The organism is Oscillatoria nigro-viridis PCC 7112 (assembly GCF_000317475.1).
Classification (GTDB): domain Bacteria; phylum Cyanobacteriota; class Cyanobacteriia; order Cyanobacteriales; family Microcoleaceae; genus Microcoleus; species Microcoleus nigroviridis.
This window is the reverse complement of sequence record NC_019729.1, coordinates 7,110,869-7,124,423: the sequence shown is the minus strand read 5'-3', so window position 1 is coordinate 7,124,423 and position 13,555 is coordinate 7,110,869. Positions and strand designations below refer to the sequence as shown.

Annotated in this window: 10 protein-coding genes; 6 read left to right on the top strand and 4 right to left on the bottom strand. The window is 48.7% G+C overall.

Features of this window, described 5'->3' with window-relative positions:
- Nucleotides 1-210: 210 nt before the first annotated feature.
- Nucleotides 211-3,132 (bottom strand): sensor histidine kinase, encoded by a 2,922-nt coding sequence (locus OSC7112_RS29530; RefSeq protein WP_015179345.1) that lies wholly within the window; start codon nt 3,130-3,132, stop codon nt 211-213.
- 231 nt (nt 3,133-3,363) lie between these two features.
- Between OSC7112_RS29530 and OSC7112_RS29525 the strand changes: the two genes are divergently transcribed.
- The gene (locus OSC7112_RS29525) at nt 3,364-4,527 is read left to right on the top strand and encodes a quinone-dependent dihydroorotate dehydrogenase (protein ID WP_015179344.1); all 1,164 of its coding nucleotides are present in this window, start codon (nt 3,364-3,366) and stop codon (nt 4,525-4,527) included.
- 371 nt (nt 4,528-4,898) lie between these two features.
- Here the strand turns inward: OSC7112_RS29525 and OSC7112_RS29520 are convergent, their stop codons facing one another.
- Entirely contained in the window at nt 4,899-5,126 is a 228-nt protein-coding gene (locus OSC7112_RS29520; protein ID WP_015179343.1) for a hypothetical protein, read from the bottom strand.
- Between the two features lie 279 nt (nt 5,127-5,405).
- Here OSC7112_RS29520 and OSC7112_RS29515 point away from each other — a divergent pair, with 279 nt between their 5' ends.
- Both OSC7112_RS29515 and OSC7112_RS34840 read left to right on the top strand, forming a co-directional pair.
- Entirely contained in the window at nt 5,406-6,038 is a 633-nt protein-coding gene (locus OSC7112_RS29515; RefSeq protein ID WP_015179342.1) for a transaldolase family protein, read from the top strand.
- A 71-nt stretch (nt 6,039-6,109) separates the two neighbouring features.
- A complete protein-coding gene (locus OSC7112_RS34840; protein WP_015179341.1) occupies nt 6,110-7,273 on the top strand; it encodes a PD40 domain-containing protein in 1,164 nt (387 codons plus the stop codon).
- 132 nt (nt 7,274-7,405) lie between these two features.
- On the opposite strand, the gene OSC7112_RS29500 is transcribed toward OSC7112_RS34840, so the two are convergent.
- Nucleotides 7,406-9,475, bottom strand: a complete 2,070-nt coding sequence (locus tag OSC7112_RS29500; RefSeq protein WP_015179340.1) for a serine/threonine-protein kinase — start codon at nt 9,473-9,475, stop codon at nt 7,406-7,408.
- A gap of 1,103 nt (nt 9,476-10,578) precedes the next feature.
- Nucleotides 10,579-11,700: a calcium/proton exchanger gene (cax, locus tag OSC7112_RS29495; RefSeq protein ID WP_015179339.1), complete on the bottom strand. Its 1,122-nt coding sequence runs from the start codon at nt 11,698-11,700 to the stop codon at nt 10,579-10,581.
- A 178-nt stretch (nt 11,701-11,878) separates the two neighbouring features.
- Here cax and OSC7112_RS29490 point away from each other — a divergent pair, with 178 nt between their 5' ends.
- The 3 genes from OSC7112_RS29490 to OSC7112_RS29480 all read left to right on the top strand — a co-directional run bounded on the left by OSC7112_RS29490 (nt 11,879) and on the right by OSC7112_RS29480 (nt 13,520).
- Nucleotides 11,879-12,430: a GNAT family N-acetyltransferase gene (locus OSC7112_RS29490; protein ID WP_015179338.1), complete on the top strand. Its 552-nt coding sequence runs from the start codon at nt 11,879-11,881 to the stop codon at nt 12,428-12,430.
- A gap of 84 nt (nt 12,431-12,514) precedes the next feature.
- Nucleotides 12,515-13,039, top strand: coding sequence for a GrpB family protein (locus tag OSC7112_RS29485; RefSeq protein ID WP_015179337.1), 525 nt, complete (start codon nt 12,515-12,517; stop codon nt 13,037-13,039).
- Nucleotides 13,040-13,103: 64 nt separating this feature from the next.
- Entirely contained in the window at nt 13,104-13,520 is a 417-nt protein-coding gene (locus OSC7112_RS29480) for a VOC family protein (protein WP_015179336.1), read from the top strand.
- Nucleotides 13,521-13,555 lie beyond the last annotated feature (35 nt).

Sequence of the window (13,555 nt, the reverse complement as noted above, 5' to 3'; positions counted from 1 at the left end):
GGCCCGTTCGTGCCTGAGAATGGCGCAAGATATCAATAACAATATCGATCGCAGCTAAACCAGTCCCTTGTATTTTGAAAGAGGTGGATGGCGGTTTAGCGTTGAGTGGGGCGGGTTTATGAGATTGTCGGTTTTAGGCAATTATTGTTGGTGAAACCCGCCCCTACAATCCTCCCTCGCAGCTTGGAACTTTTACAAAATTTTGCAATATTAAGAATTGGCTAGGGGCAGCACTAAACGAGCCACAATTAAATTGTTTTCTAACATTTCTATAGAAAAGTTTCCCCCCATTAAGCGTACTGCTCGCTGACAAATTAAGAGATTTTGCACGATCGACCTATGTGAACTAGAAACCGCTAATATATCGGGTTCGGAACCGCCTTTGAAGGCAGCAATTAACTGTCGATCGCACGCGCCGCTATCGACCACAGACAATTCTAACAAATCTTCCCCCAACAACTGAGAGCGAATCTCAATCTTGGCGCCAACTGCAGAGCGCCTGCAAGCCGTCGCCAGCAATTCGCACAGTATCAAATCCAGCTTGATGCTGTCGCCGCGAACGCTCAAAGTCTGGCCCGCAGGCATCGACACAGCAGTTTCTCTGTGCACTTCCAGCGAGACTTTCGACTGTTTGACCAGGGGGGCCGTTCGATCGAGCGATCGCCTCAGCCAAGCGCTCACAGGCACCGCATCTTGTCCGAATTGCAGCCGCCAATGTTCCTGTTTCAGCAGCAAATGAGTTGACCCCAAAGCATTGCCAATTTGCCGCAAAACCTGTTGGTAGCGCAAAATTTTCAGAGCATCCTTTTGTTCCTTCGCCGACTGCAAAATCGACTGACTCAACTCCCCCAACTCCTTCACCCCCGCTGCCAGAGTTCGGTAAAAATCCTCAAAACGGCGCTGTTTGTACCAGTTGAGCAACTCCAGATCCAATCGCTGCGACTCCTGGATCGATTGCACCGCCAAATACCTGCGCCACCAAGCCAACTGAGACGCCATCGAGCTGAGTAAACTCACCGACAACTCCGACCACTGGCGGCCCGGAGCGTCCGCAGCCACCACAATGCCCGCCGGAGCGTGTTCTGGGGCAGTCCGCAGCGCCACCGTCAGAATCTCGCCAATTCCCGGACTGCGGAGCCACCGCTTTGTCGCCAGTGGCAGTTGGCTCGTGCTCTGTTGCACCACGCAGTTAGCAGCCAGGGTTTGTTGGATCAAAGCATCTGTTTGGACAGGAATCACCGCCTCGGGATTGAGGGCAAATACGGGGTTGGCAGCTACCGCCGCCACGATGGAACCTTGCTCCTCACCGGGATTCCAAGTAATTACGGCTACTAAAGGACAGGAAATTGTCTGGGAAACGTGTTGAGCAAAGTTACGATCGAGCTTTTGTAGCGGCAACTCTGGGAACATCGTCGGTGAAGCAGCAGATATCTCTTGTTCAGATTGCTCATCAGGAGAATGGTGCAAAACCGCCAAACCAGATTTGAGCGAGCGCTCAAATTGCTGATATTTGTCGATTGCCGAACTCTGCTGCCACGAGTGCAGGATCAATCCGAGTTGTTCGCCCACTAGCCGAACTAATTCTTGCTCAGATCGCCTCCAAGTGCGAGTTGCACTGTGCCCGACAACCAGCAAACCCTCGATCGATTTGCGATTGGCGATTTTCGATTTTAGATTGGGGTTTTCTCCCTCTTCCTTTTTCGCCCTAGTGCTCGATGCCAAAAGCGATCGCACCCCCGCCTCCCCCAACACTTCCCGCCAAGCCCCCAACCGCCCGTCTTCCTCCCAATTTTCAATAGCCAGAGGTGCGATTTCTTGCAGCAGCCCCACGTCAGCCACATCGAGGGCGTTGAGCGGCGACGGCACTGCCCTGCGATTGCGGGGCAAATTTTGGCAGACAATTTCAAAGCGATTTTGTTCGTCGCCGTACAGCAGCAGCAAAAAGTATTCGCATTTGAGCCTCTCGCACAACTGTTCGGCGGTATTTTTCAAAGTCGCCTCCCAGTCAGCATCGCTGTAGATGGCGTGAGCTATTCCGGCCGTTAAATCTCGATCGATCTCAATTTGCTGAATTTTCTCCTCCATCTCCGACACAGGAGCCGTCAGAGCTACTAACTGCGCCACTCCCTGCAGGTAATGTTTTTCATTGTCTTGCCAAATCCGCGCTTCGCTGGCTTCCACTGCCAAAAATCCCAACAATTCCCCTTCCGAAACAATCGGCGCAGCCAACAGAGAGCGAGCGCGGATTTGCTGCATCAACCGCCCCGTCAGCTCAGTTTTCAGAGAACTTTGAGATTCACCGATCCAAACTATTTCTTCTCTGCCCAAAGCCTGATAAAATTCGCCCAAGTCTTGGACGGTGATGCCCGAAGCCGCTCGGACTGGCCCGCCCAAACCCGGAGTAACTTCGCGGTTGCTGACTCGGCGCCAAAAATAGCGCCGCTCTCGCTCGAACCAATAAACATTGGTGCGCGTCGGCTCGATAAATTCATGAGTTTGCTCGACAACCGCTTGCAAGTATTGGTCGAGCGATCGCAATTCCCCCAACTGCGAAATCAGCGCTAAAAGAGACTCATCTGGGTGTTTGATTTGTTGTCGCTGCCAGTCTTTTTCTATTTGGTAAAGAGCAGTTGCCAGCGCTCCAAATACGATCGCCAACTGCGTTTTTTCCCCCGACTTGGGCGACGATCCCCACACGTCTGTGCCGAGCAAAATCACGCCGTAGCAGCGGTCTTTGTAGCGCAGCGGAAACAGAGTCGTGCCTTGAATATTGAAAGTTTGAGCTGCCTTGCGCCATTCTCCGGCTCTGTTTTCCGATCGCAAATCCGGGACTCCCACCGGGCGGAGCTGAATCACCACTTGTTCCAGCAAATCCCCCGGACTGAGAGCAAACCGCTGTTTGAGAAAAGACAGGTCGCCGTTAGGAGTTATGCCGCCTTTCCCGAACAATCTGTGGGCCTGTCGATCGTACAACCCGATCCAAATCAACCGCCAGTCAAATTCCGATTGCAAGTAACCGAGTGTGGTCGAAAGTAGCACTTCAACATTCTCCTCTTCTCGGAGAGTCTGGAGAACGCGCTCTAGGGTCGCGATTTGTTCGTCTAAATCCTTTGGTCTTTGCTGCTGCCCCATTTCCAAGCTTCCCCGCACCTTTGTCTAATTTAAAATTACTAACTTAAAAATTCAAAAAATTAAAATGCAAAAGAGTCAACTTATAATATAATCGTCTCACTTATCCTTCAATCTCAAACATTGGATAAAGTCGATCGAAGTTGAAGTAAAAACTTCGCCTTCGCTGTCTGCTCGTGAATATTTTTATTCCCCTTCTCCTTTCTAATTTGTAAATTGCCCCAGTACAAATCATTGGATATTTATCAATCAGGTGTACGGCCGCTGTTGTTTTCCGTATTGAAAACCGATGCCGAGTGGCTGCACAACCGCACTCTCCAAATTCTCGAACTCGCAGCCAGAACCCAGTCAAACCCGGCAACCAGCCAAATGCTCTCTCGATTGCAGAAATCTTTGGGAGTCCAAGATTCTCGCGTCGAACAATCTTTGTGGGGACTGAGCTTTAACAATCCTGTCGGCTTAGCCGCCGGATTTGATAAAAACGGCGTAGCTGCTGACATTTGGGCAAATTTTGGCTTTGGCTTTGCCGAACTCGGCACTGTCACTTGTCAACCACAGCCGGGAAACCCCCAACCTCGCTTGTTTCGCTTGACGGAGGACAGTGCAGTCCTCAACCGCATGGGATTTAACAATCAAGGAGCCGCGGCAATGGCAGCCCGGTTTCAGGCAGCACAGAAACAGTCACAATTCGATGCCTCGCGCCCCATGGCTCAGTCCCCATTCCCCTTGGGCATCAATCTCGGTAAATCTAAGGTAACACCGTTAGAGCAAGCAGCAGCCGACTATTTGGAGAGTTTTAAGCTGCTGAAAGATTGGGGCGACTATTTTGTAGTGAATGTTTCCTCTCCGAATACGCCGGGGTTGCGATCGCTCCAAGATGCTGCTGGGCTTAGCACAATTTTGGAAATTTTGCAACAAGAAAATCGGGGAATCAAGCCAATTTTAGTCAAGATTGCGCCGGATTTGGAGTCAGAGGCGATCGCATCAATCCTCGACATAGCAAAAACCTACCAACTAGCAGGAATTATCGCCACCAATACCACCATCCGCCGCGACGGACTGAAAACACAAATATTGCGAGAAACAGGCAAACCCATCGCCGAAGAAGCCGGGGGAATTAGCGGGCTTCCAGTGCGGGAGCGATCGACAGAAGTAATCCGATTTATCTGGCAATATACAAAAGGCGAATTACCCATAATTGGAGTTGGCGGCATTTTCACCGCCGAAGATGCTTGGGAAAAAATAGCAGCCGGTGCCAGTTTAATTCAAGTTTACACCGGTTGGGTTTACGAAGGGCCTTGGATGGTGCGTCGGATTCTCCAAGGTTTGCTGCAAAAGTTAGAAGAAAAAGGATTTAATTCGATTTCTGAGGCAGTAGGTTCGGAAAATATTAAATAGCAGATCCGGACAACAATATTGTGTCTTTGGGGCGGATTTATAGCAACCGCCAAAACGGTCGATCTAAATAAAAGTTTGATATTGGGAATTGGGCGAAGCCCAGGGATGAAGCATGGAGTCCCATCCGATTGGGAAATGGGCAAGCCTGTACTATAAAAAGCACAGGCGAGAGATTAGGAATTGGATATTAAAACTTAAAGATTCATGGCACTCTGGCAAAATACCAGTCTTGATTACCAATAACCAATAATATCAATTCCGGTTACACTCATACATGATGGGGAGTAGTCCGTGGGGGAATGTGGAATTGTGCGACCTTGACTCGATCGTGCCCATCCAACCGGAAACGATATAACCAATAACCCAAAAATTTACTTGCGTTTAGAAAGTCCTGCCAGCGACCAAGTTAGACTCACCATCATTAAGCGTCCTAGAGCCTTCAAACCATCTTCACCGTGATTTTCAAATGCTTGAGACTCGGTTTGAGAATTATCATTTTCTGACAAGTCTTGAGTGGCTGATGCTGGTTTTTTCAACTCCGCTTTGTCACAAGATACCTCAAGACCGACTTGTGACTGATGATTTTCTTTTTCTCTCATTTTATGAGTCACCTCCTTGAGTTATCGCATACATAACCCATACTACAAATATAAATTGTTTGTTTCCGGGATTTGGCGATAGAAGTTTTCTTACGTGACGATCGTAATCAGCAAGTGAGGTGATCCCCATCACTTAATTGTTATTTTTACTTGCTAGCGATGTTTTCACAAATCTGCTACAGTTAAGACCTAACAATCAATTTGACGCTCTGTGAGATCGAATTGAAACTAAGCCTCGGAAAACTCAGAATAAACTCAAAAAATAAAGGTGTAGAGCTGATGGGAATTTATCTCGATACTGCAATTGTAGCCGAAGCCGCATGGGCGAGCAAGTTCGGCTGGCTCTCGGGTATTACTACTAATCCAACCCTCCTGGGAAAAAGCGATTTATCTCCAGATGTGACGCTCAAACAACTGGCAAAACTGATTCCGGGGGAAGTGTATTATCAGCTAACTGCATCTGATTTTGATGGCATGGTAGCAGAAGGAAAAGCGGCTTTTGAATTAATTGGACAGCAAACAGTGTTGAAAGTTCCCGCAACCGCGACTGGTTTCCAAGCAGTAGCGCATTTGTCACCGTCCATTCCTTGCGCGGTGACGGCGATATACAGCGCATCACAAGCAGTTGTCTCAGCAGAAGCGGGTGCAAAATATGCGATCGCCTACGTGAATCGCGCCACCAGATTGTTGGGAGACGGTTTTTCCTTAGTGCAAGATATGGCAAATGTGTTGAAGCAAACTAATACGGAGATTTTGGCAGCTAGCATTAAATCGCCGGAAGAAGCGGTAAAGACTTTATTAGCTGGCGCCGATCATTTGACATTGCCTTTTGATGTATTGCAAGCGATGGCTGTTCACGAATTATCGCAGCAAACTGTTGATGAATTTGCGAAAAACGGGCGAGGAATATGAGCTTGCCTATCTTGTGTACTGTGAGTAACATTAGGAAATCTCCTTCCTTGTACTCTTAAATATGAGAGCTTATGACTATTACTCGCGTCTCTGTAGACTCAGCAGGCAATCCGGGGAACAGCTACTCGCTGTTCCCCTCCATCTCAGCCGACGGGCAGTTTGTGGCGTTTGGATCTATTTCCACCAACCTCGTGCCGGGGGACACTAACAATAGCGAGGACATCTTCGTGCGGGACTTGTTAACCAATACCACCACCCGCGTCTCTGTAGACTCAGCAGGCAACCAGGCGAACCGCTACTCTTTCCCTCCCTCCATCTCAGCCGACGGGCGGTTTGTGGCGTTTTCTTCTGATGCCGCTAACCTCGTGCCGGGGGATACTAGCAATACCGGAGACATCTTCGTGCGGGACTTGTTAACCAATACCACCACCCGCGTCTCTGTAGACTCAGCAGGCAATCCGGGGAACAGCAACTCCTTCTCTCCCTCCATCTCAGCCGACGGGAGGTTTGTGGCGTTTTTATCTGATGCCGCTAACCTCGTGCCGGGGGATACTAACAATCAAACCGACATCTTCGTGCGCGACTTGTTAACCAATACCACCACCCGCGCCTTTGTTGACTCAGCAGGCAATCAGGGGAACAACTTCTCCAATTACCCCTCTATCTCGGCCAACGGGCAGAAAGTGGCGTTTTCATCTTTGGCCGCCAATCTCGTGCCGGGAGATACCAACAACGGCCCAGACGTATTCGTTGCTGACATCGGCAACACTCCAGGCGGCATCAATAACTCTCCAAACGCCATCAACGGCACTCCCGGCAACGACAACCTGACAGGCACTCCAGGCAACGATCTCATCAACGGTTTGGCAGGCGATGACCTGCTGACTGGTTTGCGGGGCAATGATATCCTTAATGGTGGCGACGGCAGCGACTACCTGTCTGGTGGCAAAGGTTTTGACACCCTCAACGGCGGTTTGGGCGACGATAATCTTGTCGGCGGCGCGGGCAACGATGTATTTGTTTTAGGTGCGGGGTTGGGAGTTGATACAATCTCTGATTTCGGCAACGGTCAAGATACCATTCAATTAATTAATGGCTTGACTTTCGGACAACTATCAATTTCCGCTGGAACTAACGGCACATTAATTGGATTAGCTAGCAGCGGTGAAGTTTTAGCTGCTTTGACAGGCGTTGCTCCCAATCTCATGGGCACTGAAGATTTCATCTCTGTTTAGAGATAGGAGGAAATTTGAGAATACCCTTCGATTATATGATGGTTAAGTCACCGGAGATGATATAATTGCTACTTGGTTATTAGTTATTTCCACTCTTCTAATCACAAATAACCAATAACCAATAACTAATAATTATGGCATTCGCCAAATCTTAATAGTCCGATCGGGACTGCCGCTCACAAAAGTCTTGCTATCTCTGGCAATAGCAACAGAACTCACAAACTGACTGTGACCAGAAAGAGTGTTTCTTTCTTTTCCCGTCTTCAAATCCCAAACTATAATATCTCCGCCCCCGCTAATCAAAGTGCGGCTGTCCGGGCTAAAGGCGATCGTCCTCACCCGACCCGAATGCCCTTTAAAAGTGCGAGTGCGCTTCCCGTCTTGCACGTTGGACAAACGGATCGTATTGTCGGTGCTAGCACTAGCCACAGTTTTCCCGTTGGGGCTAAAAGCCACAGCATTAACCGGGCCCCCGTGACCTGTGATAATTCTTCTGACTTCTCCGGTATTGAGATTCCACAAACGCACAGTTTTGTCATCGCTGCCGCTAGCGAGAGTTTGACCGTCCCTGCTAAAAGCGATCGCGTTTACTCCTCCGGCGTGGCCGCTCAAAGTCCGCAACCTGCTGCCGGTTTTGACATCCCACAAGCGAACAGTTTTGTCATCGCTGCCGCTAGCGAGAGTTTGACCGTCCCTGCTAAAAGCGATGGCGTTGACGGGGGCTGTGTGAGCGGGAATCGTCCGCATCCGTCGCCCCGTCTTCAAATCCCAGAGAATCACATTCTTGTCGCCGCCCCCGCTGGCCAAAATCGAGCCGTCCGGGCTCACCGCCAGCGTGTTGACCGATTTTTTAGAATGCACCGAATTGAGAGTCCGCACCAGGCGTCCCGTCCTCACATTCCAAATTCTAATCGTCCCAAAGCTAGCGCTGACCAAAGTTTTACCGTCAGGCGACAGGGCGATCGCATTTACACTCCCGACATTATCCAAACTTCTTTGCAAAAACTGAGTGCTAGGTAAAGTAGACAGCAGCCACACCGGGTTTGCTGGAAACACCCCGTAACGCAGCGAACCGTAAATTTGAGACGCGCCAATACTCACCATCAAAACAGCCGTGCCCGCCAGCAACTTCTTTTTCCAATCAAAAACATTTTTCTCTGTCTTGTTCAATCCCGAATTCAGAGGTCTGAGGCGGTTTACAGAAGTCTGCTTCTTCGCCCCAGCCTCCCCGGCAGTGGCGCGAATTTTAGTTTGCCCCGTCGTCGGCAACTGAGTGGGCAACTGAGTTTCCGCGCCGTCGAGATTAATTTCCTCCAAGCACTGCAAAACCATCTGGGGACTTTGAGGTCGATTGCCCGGAAAAGGCGCCATCAGGTAATCGATGACATTAGCCACGGCGTCGGAAACCTGAGGAGCTCCTTTGCGCCACATTAATCTGCCCGTGCGCGGGTTCTCTGGAAAGGCAGTCGGCGGCTTTCCAGTCAGCAAATAAACAAAAGTGCGCCCCAAAGCAAAAAAATCCGACTGGGGAACAGCCTTGCCATTAGTTTGTTCCGGCGGCGTGTAGCCCGGGGAAACAATACCAGTCACATTTTGCCCCTGGCCCACCTTAGCGAAATAAGTCGCCGACACTTCCCGAGCAGTCCCGAAGTCAATCAGCACTAACTGCCCGTTTGGCTTGCACATAATATTGTGCGGCTTGATATCCCGATGGAAATAGTTGAGGCGGTGAACTTGGTCTAAAATTTCCGACAGTTGTTTGAGCCAGTTTACAGCTTGTTCTTGACTGATCGGGCGACCCCGATGTTTCAGCCAGTCTTGCAAATTGGCACCAGCAATTTTCTCCATCACCAGACAGTGAAAAGACTCTGTGCTGTGAGCTGGCGAAAATGTAAAATAACCGTCGCGATCGACTTTTGGAATACCTGGGTGTCTCAGCCTGACCAATACGTCGGCTTCTTGCTTAAAAAGTTCTACAGCTTTGGGATGTTCTTTGAGCAGGACTTTGAGCACTTTTCGGGAGCCGTTGTCGTCCACTTCAAATGTTCTGCCAAAGCCACCGCCTCCGAGAGGCGCGACTAGCCGATATCTACCTTGCAACAAAAGTTCAGACCCGCAGTGGATACACGCGGATTTGCCAGAGTTGGCTGGATCGGAGGGATTCGGGCATTTGGGATTGAGGCAATAACTCACAGAAGCCACATAACCCTGATTGAGGTTGCTCTATCAAGTTTTACTTTGACACTGCTATACAAAACTTGGCTAAACTTATCTAAGCTTCACCATTCAACTAGAAGTATTTTCTAGAGGGTCTGATTCCTGCTTCTGCCAAGAGAGTCGGCTCTTACTTGTCCACAGGCGTAAATTCGGGTGGAGCAGCACCCTATTTTTTTTGAAGTCTGTACAACTATTTATTATTGTGGAAGCTTTTAGCCATTGTTTAACCATTATTTTCAACCAATTTAACGAATCGTGGTATCCCGTTCGACCTTTTTACAGGCTGGTCAGTTTTAAATCGACCGTCGTTTACTCTTCCAGAAAATTTTTCCTGCCGATTTTGGGCATTATTCTGAGAATTTTGCACACAACTGCGCCTCTGTCAATATGCTTGTCATCAGCAGCTCGGAGGAAGTTTAATCAAGTATTAAGCGATTAGATTAACCTCTGTGCACTCTTGGTGAGTGAGATTTTTGATTCAGCTTGCGTTACTTGCCTTGACAAGATTACTCAAGCCGCATTAGAGGTGTCTTCTCTAAAATCGTTAATTCCGGTATGGCATACCGTATTTGATTAGTCCTCTTTATCTAGTTCGGCTTTTGTTCAAATACGAGTTTTCCTAGACGGCAACACCGTGTTTGCGGGACGACGTACTCAACAATAAGAGTACGAGGTTTTACTTTCTCTAGTTAGACTCAATTTTCAACTTATGACGATCGTAGCACACCTAGTAAAAGACTCATGAGCACCCTTGATGGAAATGTTGCAGGGTCTCTGAAGTCAAGGGAGGCTTTAGTCTCGCTTGACTTCAGCATCCCGTGTTTTTGTATAACCGGGGGCACTGCGATCTAACGATCGGGTTGAGGCCAAAGGTTTTGTGGTTTGTCACAGCCGATCGAGGTCACAAATCCCTGATGAGGGCACATAATGTACAAACAGACCAGAACTAATAACGAGAAAGCAGCCACATTTCAATTGTACGATCGCAACCACCACTCTCGAAGAAAGAAGTGAGAGTAGGGGAGTGGGGGACTGGGGGAGTAAAAAAATCTGCCTTCTGCCTTCTTCCTTCAGCAGAAGAAAGCCTGTTAAACAAGTCCCTCAATTACCGGATGGAAGTAGAACGCCAGCGCCAAAACAGTATAAGCTGCCAACAGCAAAGTACCTTCGAGCCAGTTAGAGTTGCCGTCAGAACTGATAGAATTGGCGATCAGCACCGACACCGCAACCGCTACAAGTTCAAACGGGTTGAAATTCAAGTCCATCGGTTTGCCCAAGGCAAAACCTGCCAAAACCAACACCGGGGCAACAAACAAAGCAATTTGCAAACTCGAACCCACGGCCACAGAAACCGACAAATCCATTTTATTTTTCATCGCCACCGTCACCGCCGTCGTATGTTCGGCCGCATTGCCAATAATCGGCACTAAAATCACCCCGGTAAACAGTGATGTCAGCCCCAAACGCGCCGTCGCTTCTTCCAGACTACCCACCAGCAGTTCCGACTCGACAGCTACCATCAAGGTACAGGCCAACAGCACCCCAACCCACAGCGGCAGATTGACTTTGTGGTCAGGACTGTCTGGTGCTAAGTTACTTTCGGCTAATTCTTCGAGCATTTCTATTTCTGCTACCCCTGCATCGTACAGATAACTGTGGGTTTTCATCGAAAACAGCAGCGTCAGCACGTAGACGACAATCAGGACTACAGCAACAGCGCTAGAGAGGTTCTGCATAGTTGCCGGAGGGATGCCAATAGAGGTGGCATTAACTGCAGTCGGCACCAAAATGGCAATCACGGCTAAGTTCATCGCTGAAGCATTCAACCGGGCGACTGTCGGCTGAAATTCTTGTTCTTTGTAGCGCAAGCCTCCCAGCAGCATCGCAAATCCCATCACCAACAGCAGGTTGCTCATAATTGAACCGGTGAGGCTGGCCTTGACAACATCTATTAGTCCAGCGTTGAGGGCGACGATGCCGATAATCAGTTCCGTGGCATTTCCGAAGGTAGCGTTCAGCAAACCCCCCAAATTGGCACCGAGGACGACGGCGATTTCTTCAGTGGCAGTGCCCATCCAGGCCGCTAGAGGGACGATGGCTAAAGCCGAGGTGATAAAGATTGTGGAGGATTCCCAGCCGAGAAAGTGTCCGGCGATGGAAACTGGGATAAATAACAGCAGGCTGGAAATTATTGTATTGGTGTTTAGCATTTAGATTCTCAAAAGCTGCCAACCGTCAATCATAGCCTGCCACAAAGTTTAATAAACGGGGAGGGTTGGGGATTTGGGTGTTCGCTTAAAGTTGGGGTGGGCGATCGGGCGATCACTGCATTGCCGCATTCACGGATGTGACAAACTAAGAGAGCGATTTGTTTAGCCGATCGGTTCAATGGATTTTTGTATTCGATTAGCTTCCTTAGAAGACATTCCTAAGCTGACAACTTTAATTCCTGATTCTGCTAGAGCTTTGCAAGCAGGCTACTATACTTCAGAGCAGATTGAAGGCGCACTGGGCACAGTTTTTGGGGTTGACAGTCAACTGATTCAAGACCAAACATACTTTGTTGCTCAGAACAATCACCAAACAATTGTCGGTTGCGGTGGTTGGAGTAAGCGTAAAACGCTTTATGGAGGTGATTCAGGCAAAAATAATCCAGAAGATAGCCTCCTCAACCCAGACAGCGACTCGGCAAAGATTCGTGCATTCTTTGTTGATCCAGCATGGGCACGTCGAGGAATTGGAAGTGAGATTATGCGAGTATGCGAACTGGCTGCTGAGCGTGCTGGATTTAAGGAAGTTGAGATGATTGCGACGCTAGCGGGAGAGCCATTTTACACAAAATTTGACTATCAGGTGATTGAGCGGTTTGAAATTTCTCTCCCAAACAGTCAGTTTCTCCCCGTTGTCCGTATGTTTAAGAGCTTTGGGCGCAGCCCGTAAAATATGAGGCATAATAAAATCAGTTTCGCTTAAATGCGATGGTAAATCAATGAGATGACAAAAAAAAGCAAATAATTATCAGCCATGTCAATAAAAGTAGAAGTCGTCCCGCACGATCCCAATTGGTGCAGCGCCTTTGAAACTGAGTCGAAACTGATTGCACTTGCACTTAGGGACAATGTAGTTGCTATACATCACATTGGTAGCACAGCGATTCCACAAATTTATGCAAAGCCGATCGTCGATATGTTAGTTGAGGTTAAAGATATTCTTAAAATCGATACACATAGTTCAGAAATAGAGGCATTAGGTTATCAAGCAATGGGTGAGTTTGGGATACCCGGTCGTCGTTTTTTTCGCAAGGGTAATGAAGCAGGGATTAGAACACACCACCTTCACGGGTTTGAAGTGAACTCACCGCAGATAGAGCGCCACTTAGCGTTTCGAGATTATATGATTACCCATTCTGAAGCCGCGCAGGAATACAGCGAACTAAAGAGAAAACTTGCCAAAAAATACCCTGATAATATTCAGGGGTACATGGACGGAAAAGATGGGTTCATTAAAGCAATGGATCTGAAAGCTGCAAAGTGGCGATCGTCTCATTAAATTTATGAGATTGGAAGTGGCAATTCTTGACGTTAAGCCTAATAGGACTGGAGCAACATAACATATGAGTGATATCGGTCTCACACACATCGCACTGCCGGTTTCTGATGTCGGTCGCACTATCGAATTCTACTCCAAGTATGCTGGAATGCAGGTCGTTCACCGCCGCATCGATGCCAAAGCAGGTGTTGCTGTGGTCTGGCTTTCTGACCGCACTCGCCCTTTTGTAATTGTGCTAATTCAAACACACTCCGTACATCCCGTTCTGTCTCCCTTTGCACACCTGGGAGTAGGCTGCAAAAGCCGCGAATATATGGACGAACTCTGCGACAAAGCACGTCAAGAAGGCGTGCTGCTTGAGGAACCAAAAGATGCTGGATATCCGATCGGCTACTGGGCTTTTTTGCGAGACCCGGACGGTCACACGCTGGAACTATCCTACGGGCAAGAAATCGGATTTACAGTGGAGGATGCTACTTAAAGTTATAATAAACAAATCGCCCTCCAAACCCGATC